Source organism: Listeria ivanovii subsp. ivanovii, from assembly GCF_900187025.1.
Lineage (GTDB): Bacteria > Bacillota > Bacilli > Lactobacillales > Listeriaceae > Listeria > Listeria ivanovii.
Window position 1 is genome coordinate 531,288 of the sequence record NZ_LT906478.1, and the last position, 26,560, is coordinate 557,847.

At 37.3% G+C, this 26,560-nt stretch carries 21 protein-coding genes and 1 riboswitch; of the genes, 16 read left to right on the forward strand and 5 right to left on the reverse strand.

Going from position 1 to position 26,560, the window contains the following annotated elements; genetic code table 11:
- Positions 1-21 precede the first annotated feature (21 nt).
- Entirely contained in the window at positions 22-1,317 is a 1,296-nt protein-coding gene (locus CKV67_RS02565; protein WP_014092015.1) for an NCS2 family permease, read from the reverse strand.
- 91 nt (positions 1,318-1,408) lie between these two features.
- A riboswitch (purine riboswitch) is annotated at positions 1,409-1,510 on the reverse strand.
- A 121-nt stretch (positions 1,511-1,631) separates the two neighbouring features.
- Here CKV67_RS02565 and CKV67_RS02570 point away from each other — a divergent pair.
- The 5 genes from CKV67_RS02570 (at position 1,632) to xylB (ending at position 8,084) form a co-directional block, all read left to right on the forward strand.
- Complete coding sequence (locus CKV67_RS02570; protein WP_014092016.1) at positions 1,632-3,026, forward strand: glycoside hydrolase family 1 protein; 1,395 nt, start codon at positions 1,632-1,634, stop codon at positions 3,024-3,026.
- 43 nt (positions 3,027-3,069) lie between these two features.
- Positions 3,070-3,798 carry a GntR family transcriptional regulator gene (locus CKV67_RS02575; protein WP_014092017.1) on the forward strand — a complete coding sequence of 243 codons (729 nt, stop codon included), beginning with the start codon at positions 3,070-3,072 and terminating at the stop codon, positions 3,796-3,798.
- 132 nt (positions 3,799-3,930) lie between these two features.
- A complete protein-coding gene (locus CKV67_RS02580) occupies positions 3,931-5,094 on the forward strand; it encodes an ROK family transcriptional regulator (RefSeq protein ID WP_014092018.1) in 1,164 nt (387 codons plus the stop codon).
- Positions 5,095-5,255: 161 nt separating this feature from the next.
- Positions 5,256-6,569 (forward strand): xylose isomerase, encoded by a 1,314-nt coding sequence (xylA, locus tag CKV67_RS02585; protein ID WP_014092019.1) that lies wholly within the window; start codon positions 5,256-5,258, stop codon positions 6,567-6,569.
- 18 nt (positions 6,570-6,587) lie between these two features.
- Complete coding sequence (gene xylB / locus CKV67_RS02590) at positions 6,588-8,084, forward strand: xylulokinase (RefSeq protein WP_014092020.1); 1,497 nt, start codon at positions 6,588-6,590, stop codon at positions 8,082-8,084.
- Positions 8,085-8,133: 49 nt separating this feature from the next.
- Here xylB and CKV67_RS02595 read toward each other — a convergent pair whose 3' ends face one another.
- Positions 8,134-8,592, reverse strand: a complete 459-nt coding sequence (locus CKV67_RS02595) for a threonine/serine exporter family protein (protein WP_025279770.1) — start codon at positions 8,590-8,592, stop codon at positions 8,134-8,136.
- A 13-nt stretch (positions 8,593-8,605) separates the two neighbouring features.
- Complete coding sequence (locus CKV67_RS02600) at positions 8,606-9,358, reverse strand: threonine/serine exporter family protein (RefSeq protein ID WP_014092021.1); 753 nt, start codon at positions 9,356-9,358, stop codon at positions 8,606-8,608.
- A 167-nt stretch (positions 9,359-9,525) separates the two neighbouring features.
- Here CKV67_RS02600 and CKV67_RS02605 point away from each other — a divergent pair, with 167 nt between their 5' ends.
- On the forward strand, positions 9,526-9,732 hold the full coding sequence (locus CKV67_RS02605) for a YdbC family protein (protein ID WP_014092022.1): 207 nt from the start codon (positions 9,526-9,528) through the stop codon (positions 9,730-9,732).
- A gap of 19 nt (positions 9,733-9,751) precedes the next feature.
- Complete coding sequence (locus tag CKV67_RS02610; protein ID WP_014092023.1) at positions 9,752-10,411, forward strand: alpha/beta hydrolase; 660 nt, start codon at positions 9,752-9,754, stop codon at positions 10,409-10,411.
- 31 nt (positions 10,412-10,442) lie between these two features.
- Here CKV67_RS02610 and CKV67_RS02615 read toward each other — a convergent pair whose 3' ends face one another.
- Both CKV67_RS02615 and CKV67_RS02620 read right to left on the reverse strand, forming a co-directional pair.
- Positions 10,443-11,627, reverse strand: coding sequence for a class I SAM-dependent rRNA methyltransferase (locus CKV67_RS02615; RefSeq protein WP_014092024.1), 1,185 nt, complete (start codon positions 11,625-11,627; stop codon positions 10,443-10,445).
- Between the two features lie 86 nt (positions 11,628-11,713).
- On the reverse strand, positions 11,714-13,282 hold the full coding sequence (locus tag CKV67_RS02620) for an invasion associated endopeptidase (protein WP_095075135.1): 1,569 nt from the start codon (positions 13,280-13,282) through the stop codon (positions 11,714-11,716).
- 424 nt (positions 13,283-13,706) lie between these two features.
- Between CKV67_RS02620 and secA2 the strand changes: the two genes are divergently transcribed.
- The 9 genes from secA2 (at position 13,707) to CKV67_RS02665 (ending at position 26,502) form a co-directional block, all read left to right on the forward strand.
- Complete coding sequence (secA2, locus tag CKV67_RS02625; RefSeq protein ID WP_014092026.1) at positions 13,707-16,034, forward strand: accessory Sec system translocase SecA2; 2,328 nt, start codon at positions 13,707-13,709, stop codon at positions 16,032-16,034.
- A gap of 116 nt (positions 16,035-16,150) precedes the next feature.
- Positions 16,151-17,320, forward strand: a complete 1,170-nt coding sequence (locus tag CKV67_RS02630; protein ID WP_025279773.1) for an AI-2E family transporter — start codon at positions 16,151-16,153, stop codon at positions 17,318-17,320.
- Between the two features lie 283 nt (positions 17,321-17,603).
- The gene (locus CKV67_RS02635; RefSeq protein WP_014092028.1) at positions 17,604-18,272 is read left to right on the forward strand and encodes a WxL domain-containing protein; all 669 of its coding nucleotides are present in this window, start codon (positions 17,604-17,606) and stop codon (positions 18,270-18,272) included.
- An 83-nt stretch (positions 18,273-18,355) separates the two neighbouring features.
- Positions 18,356-19,375 carry a WxLIP family cell surface protein gene (locus CKV67_RS02640; protein ID WP_025279774.1) on the forward strand — a complete coding sequence of 340 codons (1,020 nt, stop codon included), beginning with the start codon at positions 18,356-18,358 and terminating at the stop codon, positions 19,373-19,375.
- 24 nt (positions 19,376-19,399) lie between these two features.
- Positions 19,400-21,871: a hypothetical protein gene (locus CKV67_RS02645; protein WP_014092030.1), complete on the forward strand. Its 2,472-nt coding sequence runs from the start codon at positions 19,400-19,402 to the stop codon at positions 21,869-21,871.
- 118 nt (positions 21,872-21,989) lie between these two features.
- The gene (locus tag CKV67_RS02650) at positions 21,990-23,405 is read left to right on the forward strand and encodes a cryptochrome/photolyase family protein (RefSeq protein WP_014092031.1); all 1,416 of its coding nucleotides are present in this window, start codon (positions 21,990-21,992) and stop codon (positions 23,403-23,405) included.
- A gap of 138 nt (positions 23,406-23,543) precedes the next feature.
- Complete coding sequence (locus tag CKV67_RS02655) at positions 23,544-23,954, forward strand: DUF2177 family protein (RefSeq protein WP_014092032.1); 411 nt, start codon at positions 23,544-23,546, stop codon at positions 23,952-23,954.
- 2 nt (positions 23,955-23,956) lie between these two features.
- On the forward strand, positions 23,957-25,732 hold the full coding sequence (locus tag CKV67_RS02660) for a DAK2 domain-containing protein (protein WP_014092033.1): 1,776 nt from the start codon (positions 23,957-23,959) through the stop codon (positions 25,730-25,732).
- The gene (locus tag CKV67_RS02665; RefSeq protein WP_095075150.1) at positions 25,732-26,502 is read left to right on the forward strand and encodes a DUF1295 domain-containing protein; all 771 of its coding nucleotides are present in this window, start codon (positions 25,732-25,734) and stop codon (positions 26,500-26,502) included. The genes CKV67_RS02660 and CKV67_RS02665 overlap by 1 nt, the downstream gene beginning before the upstream one ends.
- The last annotated feature ends 58 nt before the right edge of the window (positions 26,503-26,560 follow it).

The following is a 26,560-nucleotide window of genomic DNA, read 5'->3' on the forward strand; positions in this document are numbered from 1 at the left end:
CTATCCTCGGTCTTTTGCGTTTTAAACGACAAATATGAAATACAATATAAACAGTAGCATCATCACATACATAATTGGATGGACTTCTTTATAGCGACCTTTAAGCGCCATTGTAATTGGATAGAAGATGAAGCCGATTGCGATACCAGTTGCGATGGAGAAAGTAAGTACCATCATTAATATAACGAAGAATGCAGGTACAGCAACTTCAAATTTCGTCCAATCAATATGTGCTACATTTCCAATCATTAATATTCCTACAATTACGAGTGCTGGCGTTGTAACAGCACTCGTAATGACACCAAGAAGCGGGGAAAAGAATAGCGATAAAGAGAAACAAATCGCGATAACCACGGCAGTTAAACCAGTTCGACCACCAACTGCAACCCCGGCAGTAGATTCTACATAAGAAGTAGTCGTTGATGTTCCGAAAATTGCTCCAAAGACGGTTGCAATCGAGTCAGAGAAAAGCGAACGTCCAGCACGCGGAATCTTGTTATCTTTTACAAAGCCTGCTTGTGTCGCAACGGCAACGAGAGTTCCTGCTGTGTCAAAGAAATCAATGAAGAAAAAGGTTAAAATAACAATTAACATTTGTGGAGTGAAAATATCTGGTAAATGAATCACTGCTTGACCAAAAGTTGGTGCGATACTTGGTACGGAAGAAACAACTTGTGTTGGTACATCAATTAGTCCGAAAATCATTCCTGCAATAGCAGTCGTTGCCATCCCGAAGAAAATCGCTCCCTTCCAACCAATCGTCATATAACAAACGGTAATAACAATTCCGAAAACTGCAAGTAAAACTGGTCCAGAATGCAAGTCACCTAGTGCAACGATTGTAGAATCATTTGGCACAATAATCCCAGCATTTTTCAGCCCTAGAAAAGCAATGAAAAAGCCGATTCCAGCACCAACAGCAAATTTTAGTTCAGAAGGAATTGCATTAACAATTTTTTCACGAATACCGGAAAGTGTTAAACAAATGAAAACTAATCCGGAAACTAGAACACCAGCGAGTGCCGTTTGCCAAGGAATACCCCACTGCGCACATACAGTATAAGCGAAGAATGCATTTAATCCCATACCGGGTGCGAGTCCGATTGGATAGTTGGCAATTAATCCCATTGCAAGTGAACCAACTACCGAAGCTAGAATTGTTGCTACAAATACTGCTTTTAATTCCATTCCTGTTGTTGCCAGCATAGATGGATTGACGAAAAGTACATAAGCCATCGATAAGAAAGTCGTTAGCCCCGCGAGTATTTCTGTCCGAACAGTCGTCTTATTCTCGCGTAGTTTGAAAAATTTTTCCATTAAAAAAAGCCTCCCTATTTATGTTGTCGCACATAATGGAAAGAGCATAGGTAAAAGAAGGGAATGAAAAATAAAAATAGCAAAAAATCCCTATGAAATTTACACTGCTCGTAGCCTGGCACTTTACGGTTGCCTGGTAGAAACGATCGGTCCATATTACCGAACTTATACGACTTTTTTATTGTAGACGATTAGCGCATTTTTGGCAATACCATATGAAATAAAATTTAAAAACAAACTTTTGGATAAATAAGTTTATACTTTTAAAAAAATAAGGTATAATGAAAACAAATAATTATTGGAGGTAAGAAATAATGACTTATAAATTTCCAGAAAATTTTTGGTGGGGTAGTGCCGCTTCCGGACCTCAAACAGAAGGTGCAGCAAATGTAGATGGTAGAAAACCTAGTATTTGGGACCATTGGTATGATATAGAACCAGGACGTTTCTTTAATGATGTTGGACCTGCAAATACTTCCAACTTTTATTATCAATATAAAGAAGATATCGCTTTAATGAAACAAACAGGACATAACTCTTTCCGGACATCCATTCAATGGTCTCGTCTTATTCCAGATGGTATCGGAGAAGTGAATCCAAAAGCAGTCGATTTTTATAATCGTGTTATTGATGAAATGCTAGCGAATGATGTAGAACCATTTATGAATTTATATCATTTCGATATGCCAATGTCGATGCAAGAAAAAGGTGGCTTTGAAAGTCGTGAAGTAGTAGATGCTTATGCTACTTTTGCTAAAACTTGTTTTGAATTATTCGGTGACCGCGTGAAACATTGGTTTACTTTTAACGAACCAATTGTACCAGTAGAAGCAGGATATTTATATGATATGCACTTCCCAAATGTAGTTGACTTTAAGCGCGCAGTACAAGTGGCTTACCATACGACACTCGCACATGCACTGGCAGTAAAAGAATTCCACGATTTAAAAATTCCTAGCGGTCAAATCGGAATTATCTTAAACTTAACACCATCTTATCCGCGTAGCCAAAACCCAGCAGATGTCAAAGCAGCGCACATTGCTGATTTGATTTTCAATCGTAGTTTCTTAGATCCAGTTACAAAAGGGGACTTCCCAGCAGATCTTGTAGAAATTATTCGTGAACATGATGCACTTCCAACTTATACAGAAGAAGATTTAGCGATAATTAAAAACAATATTATTGATATTTTAGGAGTCAATTACTATCAACCACGCCGTGTGAAAGCAAAAGAATACGCAGCACATCCGGATGCACCATTTATGCCAGAACATCTTTTTGATAACTACGAAATGCCTTATCGTAAAATGAATCCATATCGTGGTTGGGAAATTTTTGAAAGAGCGATTTATGATATTGCAATTAATTTACGTGATAACTACGATAATATTCCGTTCTTTATTTCTGAAAATGGGATGGGTGTGGAAGGAGAAAGCCGCTACCGGAATGCGGGCGGGATGATTGAAGATACTTACCGGATTGATTTTATTAAGAGCCATTTGAAATGGTTGCATAAAGCAATAGAAGAAGGTGCGAATTGTAATGGTTACCATCTTTGGACATTTATGGATTGTTGGAGCTGGGCAAATGCTTACAAAAACCGTTATGGCTTAGTAGAAGTTGACTTGGATAATAATTTCAAACGAACAATTAAAGCATCCGGTCATTGGTACAAAGAACTTGCAGAAAACAATGGCTTTGAGGACTAAATGTGATAAAATAAAACTATTATGTGTAAAGAGGTGAACTTCCGTGGCTCAGAATCAAACAAAATATAGTTACATTGCTGAAGAAATCCGAAAAAGAATTATGAATCACGCATATCCGCTTAATCAACCTATTCCTGACGAGATAACTTTGGCGAAAGAGTTTGATTGTAGTCGAATGACAATGAAAAAAGCGCTTGAGGTACTTGTACTTGAAGGGTTGCTTTACCGGAAACGTGGACATGGTACTTTCATTATCAAATCGGCGCTGGACGCGGACCGGTTGCAGATTCACAATCAAGAAGTAAATGGTTTCACAAAACTTTTAAATGGTAAAAAAGTGATTAGCAAGGTTATTGAATTTAAAGTTATTTTTCCAACTGAAGAAATTGCCGAACGTCTTCATATCGAGATGGAAACACCAATTTATGACATTCTACGTGTGCGCTTGGTCAAAGATGAACCATATGTACTCGAGCATACGTATATGCCTGTGGGTGTTATTCCCGGCATTAACCAACAAATTCTAGAAGGCTCGATTTATTCTTACATTCAAGATGATCTCAATTTGAAAATTGCGAGTTCTTATAAACAAATTCGCGCAGATAAAGCGACCTTGCTTGACCAGCAATATTTAGACTGTGCTTCTGATGATCCGGTTGTCGAAGTAGAGCAAACCGTGTATTTAAATAATGGGCTTGCTTTTGAATTTTCGAAGTCGCGTCACCGTTATGATAAATTCGTGTTTACAACTGTGAATATCGCTCGACGTTAAAAATCGAAAGCTAAAATGATAATTCGTTTTAGCTTCTTTTTTTGCGTATACATAAGCTCATTTATTTGTTGGAAAATGTGATATACTTTTCAGTAGAAAATAAAACGAGTGGTAAGAAAGGATCAAGTAAGTATGACTCAAAAAACAGATCAAGATGTGATGCGAGAGAATAATAAGAAGTTAGTATTAAAAACGCTTTTTAATGCTGGGCCAACCTCTCGTAGTGCGATTGCGAGCTCTATTCATCTACAAAAATCTACTGTTTCATCGATTGTTCGTGAGCTTCATGAGCTTGGTCTTATCGAGGAACTTGGTATTGGTGAATCTAGTAATGTTGGTGGACGCAAGCCAAATTTAATTCAATTTAACTATCGCTATGGCTATGTTTTAGCTTTCGATATGGGGGCGAGGCATTTAAGATATTCTGTCAATTATTTAAACGGAGAAGTAATTCAAAAAGAATCTCTTAGACTAATCGGCAAGAGCATAAAAGATGTTTTTCAAATGATGAAGAAAATTATTGCTGGACTAGCAACTTTTGAAACGAAGAAAGGGCTTCTAGGAATTGCTGTATCGACCCATGCGCCTGTTTATGATAATAAAATCCGCTATAGTCCATTTTTAGAATTAGATTCTTTTTCGTTACTTGATGCATTGCAAGAAGTAGTCAAGGTGCCGATTCGTTTTGAAAATGAGGCGAATTTAACCGCTATTTCGATTCGGGATTTTTGGAATCATGCAGATGCGGAACCGCTAAATAATTTGATTGCGCTTAATATTCATAATGGAATCGGCGTCGGGACAATTATTAACGAGCAACTTTATCATGGTGTAGAGGGTTTGGCCGGCGAAATTGGTCGTTCTGTTATTTGTAAAGATAATCAAGTATATCGATTAGAAGAACTTTATTCTGAAAAAGCAATCATCGAAAAAGTGGCCAAACATGAAAAAAAAGCAGATTTAACCGTGGAGGAATTTGTAACATTAATTAAAACGGGTAATGAATACGTGTTAGCAGTTGTAGATGAATGGATTGCGGCTATTTCGCAGATTACCTATAATCTAGTGCAATATAGCGCTCCGGATGCGATATTTTTATCGTCGCGTTCTTTATCACAATTTCCGGAGTTGTTGGAGCGGATTTCAGTGAAGTATAAGGAACTGAATCCATTAGGTGAGACGCAAATGAAGTTTACCGAGCATGATATTTACGATTCCTCTTTACTTGGTGGAGTAGCACTTATTACAAGACAAGTACTCGGTCTTGAATCGCAAAAGGTCATTTTCAAGAAATAAATTTTAGCAAAAAGAACTGTGGAGGGTTTGCCTCTGCAGTTTTTATTTGTATATATTTACCGAAACCGCTTTACAAAGAAGAGGGGAAAAGGGTATTATATAGTTAGTTCGACGAAACAACTAACTATATGAAAGATAAATTTAAAAGGAGGATATAAACAATGAGCTATTTTCCACAAGTAGAAAAAATTCAATTTGAAGGTAAGGATACGAAAAACCGCTTGGCATTTCGGCATTATCAAGCGGACGAGGTGGTTCTTGGAAAACCAATGAAAGAACATTTGCGTTTTGCAGTAGCTTACTGGCATACGATGACACAAGATGGTAGTGATCCGTTCGGTATGGCTACGAATGAGCGGACTTGGATTGGTCAAACAGAGATGGAAACAGCGAAGAATCGTGTGGAAGCATTTTTTGAAATTCTTGAAAAATTGGGCGTGGAATATTTTTGTTTCCATGATATTGATGTAGCACCAGCAGGCGATTCTATTAAGGATTTCATGAATAACTTAGATGAAATTACTGATTTAATTAGAGTGAAAATGGACGAAACTGGTATTAAATTACTTTGGAACACAGCGAATATGTTTTCTCATCCTCGTTTTAATAATGGCGCCGGCTCGACAAATGACCCAGAAGTGTTTGCCTATGCAGCAGCGCAAGTGAAAAAAGGGCTAGACATCTCTAAGAAACTAGGCGGAGCAAACTATGTATTTTGGGGTGGTCGCGAGGGTTACGAAACGCTTTTAAACACGGATATGAAATTTGAACAAGACAACATTGCTCGTTTATTTAAAATGGTGGTTGCCTACGCCGAAAAGATTGGTCATAAACCGCAATTTTTAATTGAACCAAAACCGAAAGAACCGTCCAAACATCAATATGATTTTGATGCGGCAACAACCATGGCATTTATCCAAAAATATGGTTTAGCAGGTGATTTTAAGCTGAATTTAGAAGCAAACCATGCCACACTTGCTGGGCACACTTTTGAACATGAATTACGTGTAGCTCGTGATTATAACGCTCTTGGTTCAATTGACGCTAACCAAGGAGACATGTTACTTGGGTGGGATACCGATGAATTTCCGACAAATGTCGTTGATGTAACACTTGCGATGTATGAAATTTTACAAAATGGTGGAATTGCGCCAGGTGGCATTAATTTTGATGCAAAAGTGAGACGTTCTTCGTTTGCGATGGAAGACTTATTACTTGCGCATATTGCAGGGATGGACACGTTCGCACGTGGGTTAAAAGCAGCAGCTAAATTAACAGAAGATAAGTTTATCGAGAATATCCTTCGTGAACGCTATGGTAAATGGGTGGATACAGAGATTGGAAAATCCATTCTAGAAAACAAAGAGGATTTGGAATCACTATCGAAATATGCGTATCAACATGGAGATGATATTCAACTGAAATCTAGCCATATCGAACATGTAAAATCGGTGTTGAATGATTATATCTTTTAAATAAAGGAGTTTTAGCAAATGGGTTACGTACTAGGAATTGATCTTGGAACAAGTTCACTAAAAGGAATTGTCATGAATAAGGCGGGCAACTTAATTGCTGAGGCTTCTACGGATTATGCTATCGATTCACCGGCGCCTGGGTTTTCAGAGCAGCATCCAGAATACTGGGTGATTGGACTAGAAAAAGTAATGACAAAGCTTGGTTTTGCTGTAGCGGATTTCGGTGCTGAACTAGAGGCAATCAGTTTTTCTGGACAAATGCATTCACTAGTGATGTTAGGTGCAGAAGAAAAAGTAGTTCACCCAGCGATTTTATGGAATGATGTGCGGACAACCAAACAGTGCACAGAAATTATGGAGGAATATGGAGATGAAATAATTAATATCACCAAAAATATTGTTCTAGAAGGCTTTACTTTGCCAAAAATTTTATGGTTAAAGCAAAATAAACCAGAAGTCTGGGCGAAAGTACGTAAAATTATGTTACCAAAAGATTATCTAGCATTTGTCTTAACAGGAAATATGTCATGTGAATACTCAGATGCTGCTGGAACATCTCTATTTGATATAGAAAAACAAAAATGGTCAACCGCTATTTGTGACAAGTTTGAAATTGATAACAAGATTTTACCAACTGTTGTTTCTTCTTTAGAGCAAGTTGGTGTAGTGAAGGAAGAATATGCAAACCGTTTTGGATTAAAACAAGCGGTGAAAGTATTTGCAGGTGGAGCAGATAATGCTTGTGCAGCACTTGGAGCCGGAATAGTAAACGAGGATTATGCACTTGTTTCACTTGGAACGAGTGGCGTTTTCAGTGCATTTGAGCGTGATATAGTAAATTATCAAGGGAAATTACACTTTTTCAACCATATCGTTTCAGAAGTATATTATTCGATGGGAGTAACGCTTGCGGCTGGAAACTCGCTAAATTGGTTTAAAAATACTTTTGGGAAAGGTTTGAGTTTCCAAGAATTGCTTGCCGGTGTTCATACAGTTGCCCCAGGAAGTGAAGGTCTGCTCTTTACTCCTTATATCGTTGGCGAGCGAACACCTCATATTGATGCAAAAATTCGTGGTAGTTTTATTGGAATCGATACGCGCCATGAGTTGAAACATTTTGCCCGTGCGATTTTAGAAGGTATTACATTTAGTTTGAAGGATGCACAAGTCTTAATGGAAGCGGCTAAAAACAAAAAATTCAAGCGGATTATCAGTGTTGGCGGCGGGGCAAGGAATTCAGACTGGATGCAAATGCAAGCTGATATTTTTAATGCAGAAATTATTCGTTTAGAGGTGGAACAGGGGCCTGGTGTTGGAGCGTGTATGATTGCTGCGGTTGGAACTGCTTGGTTTAAAGATTTTGAAAGTTGTCGAGATGTTTTTGTTCAATATAAAAAAGACACGTTTAAACCAAAAAAGGAAAATGTCGAGAAATATCGAAAACTATATGATGTATATAGAGCAGTCTACCCAGCTACGAAAAAGATTTGCGCAACATTAACTAATCTAAAATAAAGCTATAAAAAACAGCTAAATCCGGCTTGTTACCGGTTTTAGCCGTTTTTTAAATTCGTTCTTTTCGTTCTCTAAATGTGCGAATACTGTGATTGAAGACTTCTGAAAGCATGAGTCCCGCTGCGATAGCTCCTGCAACCACTGTTACTTGAACAGAAAAGCCAATTGCCTCCGTATAGTTGCCTAACACGAAATTACGCACTGCTTGGTATGCAAGCCCCCCAGGAACAAGCGGTACAATTCCCGGAACATTAAAAATCGTAATCGGCATTTTTTTATATTTGGCAAAAAAATGGATAAGAACAGCAACAACAAAAGCTCCAGCTAACGAAGAAGCCCCTGTTCCGGAATCCATTTGCATCAAAGTCCAGTAAGCCATCCAACCGAATGTACCAGTAATACCACAAGCATTAAGCGCTCTTTTGGGTACATTGGTGATAATGGCAAAGGTAACCGTCGCCACATAACTCAGTACTAATTGAATGATTATCGTCCATACTAAATCCATATTGCGACCTCCTTTATAAGAAAAAGCGGAAGACAACCGCTATTCCAATTCCGATTGCACAAGAAGTAAGAAGCGCTTCTGTTCCACGTGCCATTCCGCTAAGTAAATGCCCCGCGATTAAATCCCGAACAGCATTGGTAATTGGAACACCTGGAACAAGTGGCATCACTCCACCGATAATCATCTTATCCAAATTAATACCTAATCCGATAGAAATAGTAAATACAGCTAATAAGCCAACTGTTAAAGAAGCTAAAAATTCAGCCAGAAATTTTACTTTCATAAAAATTTGCGTGTAATAGAAAATGATAAAACCAATCGCTCCAATTAAGCAAGTAGGAATAAAATCAAACCAACTTCCTCCAAAAATAATCATTAATGAGCCACTAACTAGTGAGGCAGCAAAAATTTGCAACCAAAGTGGAAAATGGCGAACATCCTTATCTAAATGTGTAAGTTTTGTATGTAAATCCTTTAAAGTGATTCTTTTTTCAGCAAAATCGCGCGATAGTTCATTAACTAAGGAAACTTTTTCTAAATTAATTGTTCTAGTTGGAATTTGCTGTAACTGTACATTGCGTTCGCCTTCAAGTGACATAAAAATACCCGTTGGTGTCACAAAGCTAATGCCTTTTTTGTTACTAGCAATGTTGGCAATCCGGTTCATTGTATCTTCCACCCGGTACATTTCTGCACCACTTTCCATCATAATTTTGCCTGCCATTAAGCACGTTTCTAGCAAATAGTCCGTTGTTTCGTTTTTCAATTCCTAAGCACCTCCAAACCATCTCCTACTTTTCTAATCGTAACGCAATCAATTCAAAAATTCTAGTAGGAAGGGCGCTTTTTTAGAATTAACGATTGTTTGGATGTTATTTGGGGTAAATATTTGATAGTATGGTAATTATAGAATCAGAAAGGGTAGGGGTTATTTTGGCTAATATTGAATACGAAATTATCGAAGAAGTTGGTGTATTATCCGAAAACGCGCGTGGCTGGCGAAAAGAGCTAAATCGGGTAAGTTGGAACGGTCGTCCTGCTAAATACGATATTCGCGACTGGGCAGAAGACCATGAAAAAATGGGAAAAGGGATTACACTAACTGATGAAGAAGCAGAAGTTTTAAAAAAACTGTTGTAAGGCTGGTGTAGAAATGAGAATGTATGCGTATGATATTTATGAACCAATTGGAAGAAAAGCAGGCGAAACATTCCCAGTAATATTTGGAATTCATGGCTTTGGTGGCGATGAGCTTGATATGGCTGGACGTCTGGAATTACTGATGGACCGGTTTGTGGTTGTTTCACTGCGTGGAGATATTGAATATGGACCTAGTTTTGGGTTTTATCATATGGTTCTTGAAGGGGATCCGAGTGTACATGAGATAGATTTTACAAGCCAGCGTGTGGCAGAATTTATTGATGATGTTTGTAAAAACTACGATTCGATTGATAAAAATCAGATTTTCCTAGCGGGCTTTGATCAGGGCGCCATTTTAACTACAGCAATTATGCAAAGTTATGGTGGCCAGTACAAGGCTGCAGCAATTTTAAGCGGTCGTTGGGTAACATTTTTAGAAGAAAGACCTAATAACTTAATGTTGAAAAATAAGCGAATATTTATTGGACATGGTTTAGAAGATGCAGTTGTCCGAGTAGAAGAAGCAGATAAAATCGCCGCTTTCTTTGAAAAAATGGGCTGTAACGTTGAGAAGCATCGCTATTTTATTGGTCACAATATCAATGAAGCAGAAGAAGATGATTTGAATAACTGGTTCGAAAGTTTCCTTCCAAATCAATCAGCTAAAAGCAAGATATAAAAACAGCGCCCGTAATAATTGGGCGCTGTTTTTATATATCCAGAGTTAAAAATAATACTTTTAAATAATTCCCCTCAGGAAAATTTTTATTTACAGTAAAGTCAGCAGGAAGCGAATGCGTCTCTGTAATTTTATATGTTCGTTCGCTCGATTCGAAAGCTTCTGCTACCATTTTTTTGAAAGCTTTCATCCCAAAGCCGGCATAGTTCGTGGAAGCGATAATCGTACCACCAGTGGCTGTGATACTAATAATATCACGAAGTAAAGCTGGATAGTCTTTTGCCGCTCGGAAGGTAACTTTTTTCGTACGGGCGAAGCTAGGTGGATCAACAATCACTAAATCAAAAGTGAGTTGTTTACGTAAAGCATATTTAAAATAATGAAATACATCTTCTACAATGATGCTTTGTGTCGCAGGATCAAGCCCGTTCACTTCGAGTTGTTCTTTTGTTTTGCTAAGAGAACGACCAGCTACATCGACACTTGTTGTTTTCTTAGCACCACCAAACAAAGCAGCCACAGAAAACGCGCCAGTATAAGAGAAGGTGTTTAAAACATTTTTTGAGATGGAGTAATCTTCGCTAATGCGTCGTCTAACATCCCGCTGATCCAGAAAAATACCAGTCATCCAACCATCATCTAAATAAGTTGCGTAATTAATACCATTTTCCTTAATAATTAATGGGAAAATGGCTTTTTGGCCAGCGACAAAATCATCTTTTGTATCTTCTTGGAAACGTCTTTTTTCGTAGACGCCTTTGATTTCTGGGAGTGACATAAAAATATCCAAAATCATTTTCTGGAAAGAATAAACGCCGATACTGTACCACTGAATGACAAGAAAGCCATCATAATAGTCTGCGGTAAAACCACCAAAGCCATCGCCTTCTCCATTGAAAATTCGAAAAGCAGTAGTAGAATCATCCGCAAATAGAAACTGTCTTTTGTCTTTGGCAGTAGTAATTAATTCTGTTAAAAAAGTTTCATCAAGTTGTTCTTTTTTGTCCCAAGTAAAAAGCCAGCCATCACCTTTGTTTTGTTTTCCGTGATAACCGCGGGCTACAAATTTGCCGGATGCGTCGATTAGTTCTAATGTATCGCCTTCTTCAAGGTCTTTTGGCCATTTTTCCATGCGTTCTTTAAGAATCAAGGGGTAACCTTCTTTATAGCCTTTAGTGAATTTGGGAAATATTTTTACTTTAATGGAGTTTTTCATAGAGCACCGTCTTTCATCAAGATAAAATTCCAACAAAAAACCTGTGGAGCGAAATTCCTGCTCCACAGGTTTCATTCAATTATTAATTATACGCGACCGAATCCAACAAGGAATTGACCCCATCCTGAACCGTGAATATTATCGTATTTAACACCGTTGTCTTGTGCGTTAATCATTTGACCATTACCAACATAAATCCCAACGTGAGCAATTCCGTTACCATAATCAAAGAATACTAAATCACCAGGTTTTGCTTGCGATTCAGAGATTTTTGTTGAGCTAGCATATTGAGCACCGGAAGTACGTGGTAATGTAACGCCGGATTTAGCAAATACATATTTAGTGAAACCGGAGCAATCGAATGTAGTTGGCCCGTTACCACCCCATGAATAAGCTTTTCCAAGATGTTTTTGAGCTTCAGCGATAAGAGAACTTGCGCTTGCGCTGCTGCTAGAACCTTGGCTAGCATTAGAGTTTGTATTGGTGTTTTTAGAAGGTGTACTTGTACTTGTATTTGAAGTATTATTATTTGTGTTCGTTGTTGGAGCAGTAGCATTGCTATTACTGTTTGTATTAGCAGTTGGTACTGTACCTTTTACTTTTAACACTTGTCCAACTTGAAGGTTATCACTATTTAAGCCATTAAGTGCTTTAATTTTGGAAACTGTAGTTCCAAATGTTGTAGCAATTTTGCTTAAAGTGTCGCCGCTTTTTACTGTGTAAGAAGAAGCGTTAGTGTTAACAGTTGGAGCAGGGGCAGGGGCTGGTTTTGCAGCTTGTGCCGGTGCTTGTGTATTTGTTTGTTTTTGAGGTGTAACTTCTTTTTTCGCTGTTGTAGTTTGAGTATTTTCTTTTACTACTGGAGCAGATACTTGTTTTTCAGCTGTTGGAGCTTCCGTTTTCACTTCCGCTTTTGGTGAAGCAGTTTTAGCAGCTTCCTGTTTAACAGCAAGAACTTGTCCTACATAAATAGAAGAAGAAGATAAATTATTCCATGACATTATGTTTTGAACAGAAGTGCCATATTTACTGGATAATGCCCAAATTGTGTCACCACTTTTAACAGTGTATGTTGAAGCAGTTGTATCTACAGCAGGAGTTTCTGTTTTTGTTTCCGCTTTAGGAAGAACAGTTGCTGGTGTAGATTGTTTTACTTCTGGTTTCGTTTCAGCAGCAGGTGCCGCTTGCGCTTGAGTAGTTGTTTCTTCTTTTACTTCTGGTGCAGGGGCACTTGTTACAGTAGTACCTAAGTATTTGCCATTAACATAACCAGTTTTTCCTTCGCCATATGAAATTTTGTTCCAGCCATTTGCTTCCGTAGATTCAACAGTTACTTTCGTGCCACCTTTTAAAGAAGTGACGATACTGTTATCAACTCCAGCGCCAGAACGTACATTCAACCAAGTAGCAGTAACAGATTTCTCTGTTTTTTCGCTTGCTACCTCAGTTATTTGTAATTTTTGACCAGGTACGATTTTATCAGATGTTAGATTGTTCGCTTTTTTAAGTGCGTCAACAGTTGTCCCCTTATCTTGAGCAATACCCCAAAGAGTATCTCCAGCTTCAACTACTACAGTGCTTGCGGATGCGATAGTTGGTGCAGCAAATGCTGTGACCGCAATCCCAGCTGTAGCCGCGATAGTTGCTTTTTTCATATTCATAAAACTCCTCTCTTTTTTCAGAAAATCCCATACGTAATTAAGTATTTGAGAATTAATTTTATAGTGATTAATACTAAGTTTACCCAGTTTTAACGTAAAAAACAAACAAAGCGATAACGAGTGAAAAGCAGAAAGCGGACTATACCAGATGTTTGTAATAACTTTGTAACAATAATAAAACCGAACGTGTATTCTTAGGGCTTGGGATGTACTGCTGGGGAGTCCTTTGAGATGTAGGGGAGTGATGCATAACAATCAACAACTTTCGCTATGGGAAACCTATTGTTATTTGTTAATAGAAAAATTTAATATATTTGTAATATGAAATGGAGGCTGTTTTTGGTGGATAAAGACTGGAAATGAATTGCCAGATGACTTTATGGTATTCTATAATAGAAGGTATGGAGGATGTTATTTAATGAAACAGAACTTTGATGATCGAAAAATTGTAAAACAGTATCGTGAAATTGCTCGCCAGATTGTAAAAAAAGAAGGCTTATATAAAAATATGGACCAAGATGAACTTTGCGAACAAACAAATTATTGGCGCAAAAAGTTCCAAACAAAACCGATGACAGATCGAGATAAAATTAATATTTTTGCTTTGGCACGAGAAGCAGCTAGCAGAATTATTGGGCTCGATGCGGTAGTTGTTCAATTAATTGGTGCACTTGTACTCGGTGATGGTAAAGTGGCAGAAATGAAAACCGGTGAGGGTAAAACATTGATGTCGTTATTTGTGATGTTTATAGAAGTAATACGTGGTAACAAAGTACATCTCGTTACAGCCAATGAATACTTAGCAAGACGTGACCGTGAAGAAATTGGACAAGTGCTAGAATATTTAGGTATTTCGGTTTCCCTAAATGAATCTGGACTAGATAAGGCACAGAAAAAAGCTATTTATACAGCAGATGTCATTTATGGAACAGCTTCTGAGTTTGGCTTTGATTATTTACGAGATAATATGGTGCGACAAATGGAAGATAAAGTACAAAGCGGATTAGATTTTGTATTGATAGACGAAGCTGACTCTATTTTAATAGATGAAGCTCGTACACCGCTGCTTATTTCAGACCGTAAAGAAGAAGATTTATCGCTTTACCTAACAGCCAATAAACTGGTGAAAACAATGATGAAAGATGATTACGAAATAGAAGAACATAAGCGTTTTGTTTGGCTCAATGATGCGGGGATAGAAAAAGCACAGAAGTTTTGGGGGGTAGAATCACTATACTCAACTGAAGCGCAATCCGTACTTCGGATTACCATGCTCTTAATGCGGGCTCACTTTTTAATGCATAAAGATAAGGACTATGTAGTACTTGATGATGAAGTGCTAATAATTGACCCACACACAGGGCGAGCCCTACCAGGACGCCGTTTTAATGATGGGCTTCACCAAGCAATTGAAGCAAAAGAAGGTGTCGAAGTGAAGGAAGAATCACGAACACTTGCGACCATTACGATTCAAAACTATTTCCGAATGTACAAGAAAATCTCTGGGATGACGGGGACAGCTAAAACCGAAGAAGAAGAGTTTAGACAAATCTATAACATGGATGTCGTTGTAATTCCAACTAATTTACGGATCAACCGGGAAGATGTACCAGATGATATTTTTTATACAAAGAAAGAAAAAGGACGAGCGATTGTATACGAAGTTTCCTGGCGTTATGAAAAAGGCCAACCGACATTAATCGGAACTTCTTCGATAAAAAGCAACGAGTGGATTAGTGGGTTACTTGATGCTGCTGGAATTCCACACCAAGTTTTAAATGCCAAAAACCACGCACAAGAAGCTGAAATTATTGCTAAAGCAGGAAAACGTGGCATGGTTACTTTGGCGACTAATATGGCTGGACGTGGAACCGATATAAAACTCGACCCAGATGTTCATAAACTTGGCGGATTAGCTGTTATTGGAACAGAACGCCATGAAAGTCGTCGGATTGATTTGCAGTTAATGGGGCGTTCTGGTCGACGTGGAGATCCAGGTTTTAGTAAGTTCATGATTTCATTGGAGGACGATTTACTAGAACAATTCGAAAGTAAAAGCTGGGAAAAATTATCTGCCAAACTAAAACGAAAAGCGCCACGTGATGGCAAACCAGTAAATTCAAGTAAAATCCATGCAGTGGTTGTTAATGCGCAGAAACGATTAGAAGGCGCCAATTATGACATTCGTAAAGACTTACTTTCCTATGATGAAGTAATCGATTTACAACGAAAAATGGTATACAAAGAACGAGATCAATTGCTAGAACGAAATAAACTGGGTGTATCTTCCGAGAAAATTCTTCGTGAAGTAGCCGAATATGCCTTTATCCATACTGAAACTGACCCAGAAAAAATGGAAAAATATTACGCCCGTCAAAAAGAATTTCTTGGTGGAACCAAATTCCCGATTTCCTTTGACGAAGTATCGCTGATGGAACCTACCGAAGTCGTAGAAAAAATTGTTGCTTGGCATAAAAAAGAGCGTGATAAATTCCCAGTAGAAACTATCAATGCTATCGAAAAAGAAGTTTATTTAAACTTAATGGACCAAATGTGGGTCGTGCACTTAGATGCGATGGTGCAACTTCGAGAAGGAATTCATTTACGTGCATATGGACAACAAGATCCGCTTGTCATGTATCAAAAGGAAGGCGCTCAGTTATTTGAGAAATTCCAAGCGGATTATCATTTTTATTTCGCTCATGCGCTACTTGAATTAGATCCGGAAGGCTTAGTCCAAGGTTGATACTACAACTTTGGGCTGATTTTTTTCAAAAAAATGGGTAATTAAGTGAGAACGAGGGTAATATTCTATATAATGGTAACAAATGAAAATCAATATACAAAAAAGAGGGTGGTAAAGTGAAGGGGTCGTTAACAAAATTTAAGCAGTTTTTTATTGATAACAAATTTGTACTAGGGTTATTAATTTTTCTATTAGTTGCACTTGATATTTACGTTTTAACCAAGATAGCATTTATTTTTGATCCGCTAATGGTCATTCTCAAAACCGTCGCTCCGCCAATTATTCTAGCAGGGATTTCTTACTACTTATTTAATCCAGTAATTGACTGGTTGGAGAAGAAGAAATGGAAGCGCGGTTGGGCAATAGCTTTGTTATACGTAGTCATCATTGGTTTAATTATTCTATTATTTAGTTTTGTTATTCCAGCTGTAAAAGATCAAATTATTAGCCTATTTAAAACGTTTCCAGGGTACTGGGATCAAATCACACAAAAATTCAATGAGTTCAGCCAATCAAGTCTGTTTGACCAGCTGAAAGATAAATTAAGTACTAATATGAGTGATATTATGAAAACCATCTCTGAAAAAGGCACCTCCGTATTAAATGGTGCAATTACAAGCATCGGTAGCATTGTCGGAACGGTAACAGAAGTGATACTAGCGATAGTAACTACACCACTTGTTCTATTCTACTTATTAAAAGATGGCAAGAAATTACCTGACTTTTTACTGAAAATGTTGCCAGTTAATGGCCGTGCACATACACGTCAAGTTCTTGGTGAAGCAAACCATCAAATCAGTTCGTATATTCGTGGACAAATCATCGTTAGCTTATGTATTGGTATTCTTTTGTTTATCGGTTATCTAATTATTGGTTTACCTTATGCGCTGACGCTAGCGATCATTGCAGCATGTACTAGTATTGTTCCATATTTAGGACCAGCGATTGCGATTACACCAGCTATCATTATTGCGATTGTCACATCTCCTTGGTTACTAGTTAAATTAATCATTGTCTGGTGTGTTGTTCAATTACTTGAAGGTAAATTTATTTCTCCACAAGTAATGGGGAAAACATTAAAAGTGCACCCAATTACCATTTTATTTGTTATTTTAGTAGCCGGAAACTTGTTTGGCGTACTTGGGGTAATCTTTGCTGTACCAGGTTATGCAGTTCTTAAAGTAATCGTTACACATGTATTCATCTGGTTCAAACGAGTGTCAGGTTTATATGGCGAACAACCCGAAAGCGAATTTGTATCTTCAGTGTCAAATAAAGAAGAATAATTAAACCCCCAGTTATCTAGAAAATTTCTAATAACTGGGGGTTTTGTCTACATCAAATACTTTTTTATAGGAATCTACATAAATTAGATGCTAAAGTTCACTAAAATGTCACATTTTTTTGCTTTACAAAATAAAATGAGGAATAAAGCCGTTTTTTGAGTGCTGTTTGTTGAAATTTGGTTGACTCTAAGCAGGTCTTCTAGTAAATTTAACAATTTGTTCATTGTATTGTTACTGTTTTCATTTTAGTATGAAGCCAACATATAAGTGAAAGGAGCAAGAAATGATATTTAAGAAAACAGTAATTTTAGGAGCAATTTGTTTAGGCTCAATAACTCTTATGGCTCCATCTGCATTAGCTGTAACGTCTGTCGGTGATTCTAAAGCAACTATTAAATTTATAGCAGGAACAGGGGTAGTTGATCCAGTAGATCCAACTGATCCAGGAACAGGTAATACAGGGGCGCTTACATTAGATTATGTATCTTCAGTTGCTTTTGGCGAACAAGAAATATCATCTAATGAAGCAACATATTCAGCCACTTCCAGAAAGCCATTTATTCAAGTGAGTGACCGCCGTGGAACAGGTAAAGGATGGTATGTAACAGCAACAGCAAGTGCTTTTCAAGATGAATATGGCACTAATTCTTTAGCTGGAGCAACTCTTTCATTCCAAAATGGGGAAGCTGTGTCTGCAAGTACGACAACCACTTCACCAACTGCATCCCAAAAAGTAGACATTCCAACAGATGGCACTTCTATTGTAGATGTAATTTCAGCTGAAGAAACAGAAGGAATGGGAACATGGATTAATCGTTGGTTAGGAGCAACACCAGACGATGTAGATAGTTTAAATGATAATGTAAAGTTAGTTATTCCAGCCGGAAGTGCTACACTTGGAGATCATGAAGCAACGATTACATGGACATTATCGGACGCACCAGGTGCTTAATGGAATTTGCGTTTAAGGTTAGTTTTCATCAACCTTAGACGCCAATTTTTTAGAAATTAAGTAATATAGAAAGGAAGGATTATGTGAAAAAAATTTTTTTTAGTTTGTTTTTGATCGTTCCATTATTGTTTGGCCTTTTTCCTGTTTCACAAGTAAGTGCAGCAGAAGGAGATGTTGGCTATTCTGTTCAAGCAAAAATACCAACTAACCAGATTGATAAAAAACAAACTTATTTTGATTTGAAAATGAAACCAAAACAAAAGCAAACAGTAGAAATTGATGTGAAGAATAATTCGAATGAAGAAATTCAAGTAGAGGCAAGTGTTAATTATGCTTCAACAAATCGAACAGGTACAATTGATTACACTAAAAATGATACAAGTGAACAAGATGAAAGCTTAAAATATTCGTTACCACAAATAGCGAAAATAGCAGACGACCAAAAATTACTAACTATCCCAGTTAATGGTACGGAAACAGTTCAAGTGACTATTGAAATGCCAAAAGATACAGTGGATGGAGTTGTTTTAGGCGCAGTACAATTTAAAAAGAAAGCTACGGAAGGGACCAGAAAAGCAAAAGGGGTCTCCATTAAAAATGAATATTCCTATGTTGTCGGAATGCAATTAACTGAAACCGATAAACAAGTATTACCTAATATAAACTTAATAAGCATCAAGCCATCGCTCGTAAACTATCGTACAGCGATTGTTGCGAAATTACAAAATGATCAGCCGGTCATTATTAACGGTTTAAGCATTGATGCAAAAATTTACGAACAAGATTCTACTAAAGTTCTTCACCAAACGAAAAAAAGTAATATGACAATGGCGCCTAATTCAAGCTTTGATTTTGCGATTGATTGGGAAAATAAACCATTAGAAAAAGGCGAATATCGTTTGAAAATGACTGCAACAGATGGAGAGAATACATGGAAATGGGATCAAAAATTTACTATTGATGAAAAAGGGCAAGATTTAAACAAAGAAGCAGTGAATATTGAGAAATCAAATATGTGGCTTTATGTAGGTATCGCTGCTGGAATTTTCTTAGGATTAGTAGTAATTATTTTAATCATTGTAAGAAGACGTAAAAAAAGATAGTAATAAACGAAAGGAGCTAGCGAATTGTCTTTTAAGAAAATAATCCTTATAATCGGCATAGCAGCTCTTTTCCTTCATTCTGGAGTAATTGCTCAAGCCGAAGACACAGAATCTGCTCAACTAGCGAGTAATGAGGCTGTTGTCACAACGTTTGATGAATTAAAGAAAGCTATTTCAGAAGACAATGGAATAGATACAGTGTATTTAGGCGCTGATATTTCTCTTTCAGGTGGAATTAAAATAGCAGATTCTAAAAAGTCATTTACTTTATCTGGTAAAGACCCAGTCACGAATGAAATTCACACTTTAACAGAAACAATGTCTAGTTCGATACTTCAAAGTTCAGTTATTACGGTTAATTCCAATAGTGGTACAAAAGAAACTACTTTGATAGATATCAATGTATTTGGAAAAAACTATTATGGAACCATTTCTGTGTTAAGTGCCGCAAAAAATGTTGTTCAAAACTATGAAAATGTGAATTATCAGGGTCCACAACTAATATACAACTTGAATGGAACAGCTTCTTTCTCAGGTAACAATAATATTAAAATTGCTTCGGTGGTAAGTGGTTCTGCGTCTCCAAATGAAGTAGGCGAGATGAAAGGCCTTACTGTTTCTGGAAAGCTGAATATTGAGCACGAAGGAGGTTCCAATAACGATAGTGCTTTTTGGTTTGGTAGCGGGACTGCGGATGTAAATACTTTTACAGTAAAGGAAAATGCAGATGTTAAAGTGCTTACAACCGCTAATGGAATGTTTTACCGAAGTGGCTCGAAACCAATTGACATTAACGTGGAGAAAAATGCCAAGCTAGATATTATTTCTGGCAATAATATTTTTCGTGATACAGCGGGTGGTGCAATTAATATTGATGAAGGTGCAGATGTTTCGATGACAAAAACAGCAGGTTCAGGGACTTATCTTTGGCTTTCAGGGAATCTTACAGTGAATCCAGATGCACGCTTTGTACTCAAAAGAACAGGTGGATCAGGTGAATTAGTTTATTTCTCTAATTCAGCAGCTAAGCTTGATATCAGAAATCCAAGAAGTTTTTTAATGGCAACGGAGCCTGATAGTACAATGCTAGTCTGGCCATACACAAGCACCTTTTCTTTTGAAGCTCAGATGGTCAATTACTGGGATACAGTAGGACCTGTTGATAGAAAAGAGGCTCCTAAACAAAGCTTTTATCTATCAAATACGGAAAATGTAACAGGTAGCTTAACCTTTACTGGGAAAACGACGAATATTTTATCAACAAATGCAGGAATGACGGCAGCTAATTTCAATCAGTATACTGCAAGAATGATTGCTATGGGACGTTTAGAAGGAAAATTAAATCCAGTGACAGATGGAGATGCGACTGTCTCAGGAACAGCTACTAAAGATGCTTATACCAAGATTTTATATGCCGAAGATAGTGTAGCGCAACAATTAAATGGGCAAGCTGATGCAAATGGCCATTTCGAAATACCAATTCCAAATGGCTTTATCAAACCATATACGGAGCTCACAACGACTATCTCACAAGACCAACGTGAAATTAATCTTGAAAAAGTAACTGTAACTGATGTGACTCCCCCAAACGGAACACCAGTACAACAAATTTTAAATGTGGGAGATGTTTTTCCAGAAGTATCTCAATTAGTGACCGATATTTATGATCATTCAGACAACACAGTTGGTAGTGGTGTAACAGCAACAATTATAAGCACACCAGACATGGATGTTTTTGGTCCAACACAAGCCGTAGTCCGTCTGAAAGATAAGGCAAATAACTACGTGGAGATTGTTGTTCCAGTATTTATTAAAGATGATGCAACTGTTATACAAGATAACACAGCGCTTAGAGCAGTTGATTTTGCAGTGCATTTGGATGAGATAAGTAGCCTTGATGAAGAAAACTTAAAACAACTAATTATCGATAAAGCAGAAGCAAACGCATATGATGTTGAAACAGGTGTAGATTTAACTTCTGGAATTACCGTGAGCGGAACTGATTTGAAAAAAGAAGTTGGCGAATATAAGGCAACACTTCAAATCGGTACTTTAACGAAAGAAGTTACCATCCGAGTAACCGGAGAGTTGAAATTTAATCAAGTTCCTGAAAATTTTTCGTTTGAAACGATTGAATTAGCTAAGCAGAAAAACATTGCCAAGCGGACCCCAGACTTTGCGATGTCGGTTCTTGATTCAAGAGGAGTTGGTAGCAAATTCCGTGTTACAGCATCAATTCAGGCACCACTAACTTCGACAACAAATAGTGCGCATATTTTACCAGAAGGACTTATTTTCGTTGATAATACAGGCGAGAAAAGAATATTATCAGCTGAAGAAACAACTGTTTTCCAAACACAAACAACAAGCGAAATGAATGTCCCAGTTCAATGGGGAGAAAACCAAGGGATTCTTGTAGAAGCAGACGCAGCAGAAACTTATACAGATGAAAACTATGAGGCGACCATTGAGTGGACGTTAACAGATGCACCTTAAAAAGAACTCTGTCTCGACAGGGTTCTTTTTTGTGTGGATTTACGCAAGCCCTTTGTTTTCTATATGACGTCTATTCTCGTATAATAGCCATAAATAACTCATTAGGAAGGATGATAGAATGACTTCAATAATCTGGTTTCGGAGAGATTTACGGTTAAATGACAATAAAGCACTTTATGAAGCTTGTAAAGACAAGGATGATTTGATTCTATTATTTCAAGTAAATCCAGAACAATTCATCAAAGGAAGTCCGAACCATCAAGCATTTTTCTCAAGTGTGGCTCATTTTAAACAAAAACTTGATAAACTAGCACACTTACAAATTATGTTTGGGGAACCAATTAGTCTGTTCAAAAAACTAAAAGAACAAGTTCCATCCTGGGATAAAGTTTATTTCAATCGTGATGAAACAGGGAACGGTTCGAAACGAGATGAAGCAGCATGCCAATTTTTTACCGAAGAGGGAATTAATATCCATGCCTTCTATGACACCTATCTTCACCACGCAGATGAAGTGAAAAAATCATCCAGCAAATATTATAAAATTTTTACACCTTATTATAAAAAATGGCAGGAAGAAATCAAAGAATTACCGCTACATGTTAAATTGAATCCTGCGAAAATAGAAAAAGAAAGTTTATTTCCAGAAGATGAAAAGCGATTTGCGAGGATGACACAAGACTTTTCAGAGGTAGATGCCACTATACTCGGTGAAAAAGCAGCACAAACAAGATTAGCAACTTTTATAAAAGAAGACCTAGCTCAATATAATAAAGTGAGAGATTACCCAAATTTGGATAGGACAAGCCATTTATCACGTTTTTTACGGACAGGAGAACTTTCGATTCGGACGGTTTGGCAAGCGGTTCAAGGAGCAGAACTTACAGACGGAAGGGCAACATTCGAAAAAGAGCTTTGTTGGCGCGACTTTTATAATATGATATATGTTTCCTTCCCTAATCAAAAAAATGAAGCGATTCAGACTAATTATCGTTTTATCGAATGGGAAAATAATCGCAACTACTTTCAAAAATGGCAACAAGGTGCGACGGGGTATCCGCTTGTTGATGCAGCGATGCGTCAGTTAAAAGAAACTGGCTGGATGCATAATCGTTTGCGGATGATTACGGCTTCTTTTTTAACGAAGGATCTTTTGATTGATTGGCGCTGGGGAGAAAAATATTTCGAACAAATGCTAATTGACTATGATCCAGCAAGCAATATCGGTGGTTGGCAATGGGCAGCGTCAACAGGAACGGATGCTGTACCATATTTTCGGATTTTTAACCCAACAACTCAATCAGAAAAATTTGATCCATCAGGTAACTTTATTCGTAAATATGTCCAAGAATTAGCAGGTGTACCAAATAAATTCATTCACCAACCCGAAAAAATGACAGTAAAAGAACAAACGGAATTTAAATTGATTTTAGGAGAAGATTACTCATTTCCGATAGTTGATCATCAAGAGCGCCGAAAAGCAGCAATCGCCCGCTATGAATTCAGTAAAACGTATGCCTCTCAAAATTTATAAATAAAGAATCAATCGTTTAACGAAGGAACGGTTGTTTTTTTTGTGCCGAAATTCACATGGAGAAATGTGAGCAACCTTCTAGGGAGAATGAATCAGGTATGCTAGAATTCACTTATCAGGTGATAAGGGGGAATCACAATGACACAATTTTTGAAGCTTTTCATAACGAGCGCCGTTATTTTTTTGATATTTGATCTTTTTTGGTTACTCATCGTTTCTAAAAAAATGTATCAGCATTTTATCGGGGAGTTAATGGGAGATGTCCGAATATGGCCAGCTGTTATTTTCTATCTACTTTATGTTATTGGTGTTACTTTTTTCGTTTTAATTCCAGGAACCGAAAAAGAAAGTATTGGTTATGTCGTCTTGGCTGCTGTATTATTCGGTTTAATTTGTTACGCGACATACGATTTGACGAACTTAGCAACATTAAAAGATTGGCCAGTTGCGATGACTGTAATTGATCTTATTTGGGGAAGTGCAGTGACAACGGTTACTTCAGTGATTGTTTACTTTATTAATATGAATTTCTTTGGGGGAGGTTCGTAACAATGACGGAAGTAGGAAATAAACGTTTATTACAAGGGATGTTAAACGGAGCTAGAGAGGTAATAAGCAAAAAAGATGAACTAAATCGGATTAATGTTTTTCCTGTAGCAGATGGTGATACTGGTAGTAATTTAGCTTCATTAATGCAAGCGATTATTGATAATGTGGCGCACAAAGAATATTCGACAAAAGAACTACTAGATGAAGTTGCTTCGGCTGCACTAATTGGAGCTCGAGGAAATTCAGGAATGATATTTGCACAATATTTAAATGCCGTTGCCGAAAGCTATCATCACCTAGAATCAACTGTGGAAGAATTAGTGCAAGCTTTTCAAAAGGCTGTAAATAAGGCGTACGAAGCATTGCTTGATCCAAAAGAAGGAACAATTTTGTCAGTGATGAGCGCTTGGTCAGAAGCACTTGCAGAAAATTATACAAAAGAGCAGTCCCTGCATTATTCCCTGTTAAACGCACAAGCAGTCGCAGAAAAAGCTTTGGCTCATACGCAGTTTCAAATGCCTATTTTAAAGAAAAATCAGTTAGTAGATTCGGGAGCAAAAGGTTTTTACTATTTTATTGTTGGGCTAACGAATGCTTATTGTGAAAAAGTAGCAGTAATGACCGAAGTGGTAGAAAGCGATCAAATAATAATCGAACATTTGGAAACTACCGAACCGCGATACAGATACTGTTCAGAATTTATTATCAAAGATCCCACGGTTACAAAACAAACCATCCAAACTGCTCTAGCTATTAAAGGAGATTCTTTAGTCATCGCTTGTAATGAAGCGCAAATAAAACTCCACATCCATACCAATGAACCTAAAGAAGTATTAACTATACTAGCAAAGTATGGCACAATGACCTACCAAAAAGTAGATGATATGAGTCTTCAATATCATGTAACTAAAAAACCTCGAGCAAAAATAGCTATTGTGACCGATTCTATTGCCGATTTACCCGAAGAATTTTTGTTAACACACCAAATACATGTACTACCAATGAATATTTTGACGGAAGACGAAAACTTTTTAGACAAGTTGACAGCAGGCCCAGTAATGATAAAAGAAAAGCTAGCACAAAAAACTAAAATGAGCACGGCACAACCAACCATCCATTCAGTAGATGCTTTACTGTCCTTTTTAGAAAACAAGTATGAACATGTATTAGTCATCACGGTTTCCGCCCAATTAAGTGGGACTTATCAATTAATCAAGCAGCGGATAAAAGACAAGAAGCTATCATCCGATTGGATACAAGTAATTGATTCACGATTAAACTCGGTTGCCGAGGGACTTTTAGTGAAGCAAGCAGTGGAACTCGTCGAAACAGGAAGTTCATTTGCATCAGTTATGAGGAAAATGGAACAAGTAGCTAGCCGTAGTTTTATCTATGTGGCAGTCGCAGATTTATCACCAATGGTAGAATCCGGGAGAATTCCTCGCTTTTTAGGAAAACTGGCGCAAAAAATGTCGCTATATCCAATCGTTAGCCTTGATGAAGTTGGTTCTGGAAAACTAATTGGTGTATCGTTTAGCCAAAAGCAAAGTATGAAAAAAATCATAAAAAAAGTCAGCAAAATCCATCAGGAAAATCCATTATTAGATTTGGCTGTTGCACATGTTTGTTCTGCTGAAATTGCTCACGATTGGAGCACGCAGCTAAAGAAGAAAATAGGACAAATGAGTTATGTAGTAGATAGTTCAGCGGCAATCGCGATTAGCGCGGGAATTGGAAGCGTAGCAGTTGCTGGTATTAAAAAGGAGGGGGCACTATGATATATTGGCTTGTAGCTGGAACATTACTAGTTTATTTTGTTATCTGGTTTATTATTTCAAAAATAAAGCAAAAATATTCATTAGTGGATATTGCTTGGGGTGGAGGTTTTGTTGTCGTAGCATGGACCGGATTTTTGGCAACTTTTAGTATGACTACTCAAAACATCACGATACTTATATTAGTCACTTTATGGGGAGTACGCTTATTTTGGCACTTAGCTTGTAGAAATTGGAATAAATCTGAAGACTATCGGTATGTAAATATGCGAAAACGCTGGGGAACCAGTTGGGTTAATGTAAAAGCTTTTTTAAATGTCTTTGTTTTACAAGGAGTATTACTATTTATTATTGCTTTACCAATCACACATACCTTTGCAAACGAAACAACAACTTTTCAGTGGTGGCAAATGGTCGGAATCATTTTATGGATGATTGGTTTTATTTTTGAAGTAGGAGGAGATCTTCAATTAGAAAACTTTAAAAAGAATCCAACCAATAAAGGAAAATTACTAACAACTGGATTCTGGTCACTGACAAGACATCCGAATTACTTTGGAGAATCACTCAGTTGGTGGGGTGTGTTTTTAGTCGCTTTCACAGAAATAACAGATAGTTGGTTACTTATTAGCCCAGTGCTGATTACCTTATTGCTATTATTTGTTTCCGGAGTTCCTTTGCTTGAGAAAAAATATCAAGACCGAGAAGATTTTAAGAAATATGCCAAAAAAACTTCGAAATTTTTTCCAATCATTGGTAAGAAGGGGCTTTAGTAAAAAGCGGTGATGGGCTCGTAAATCTTACTAGTGCTATTAATTGCTATTTACCATA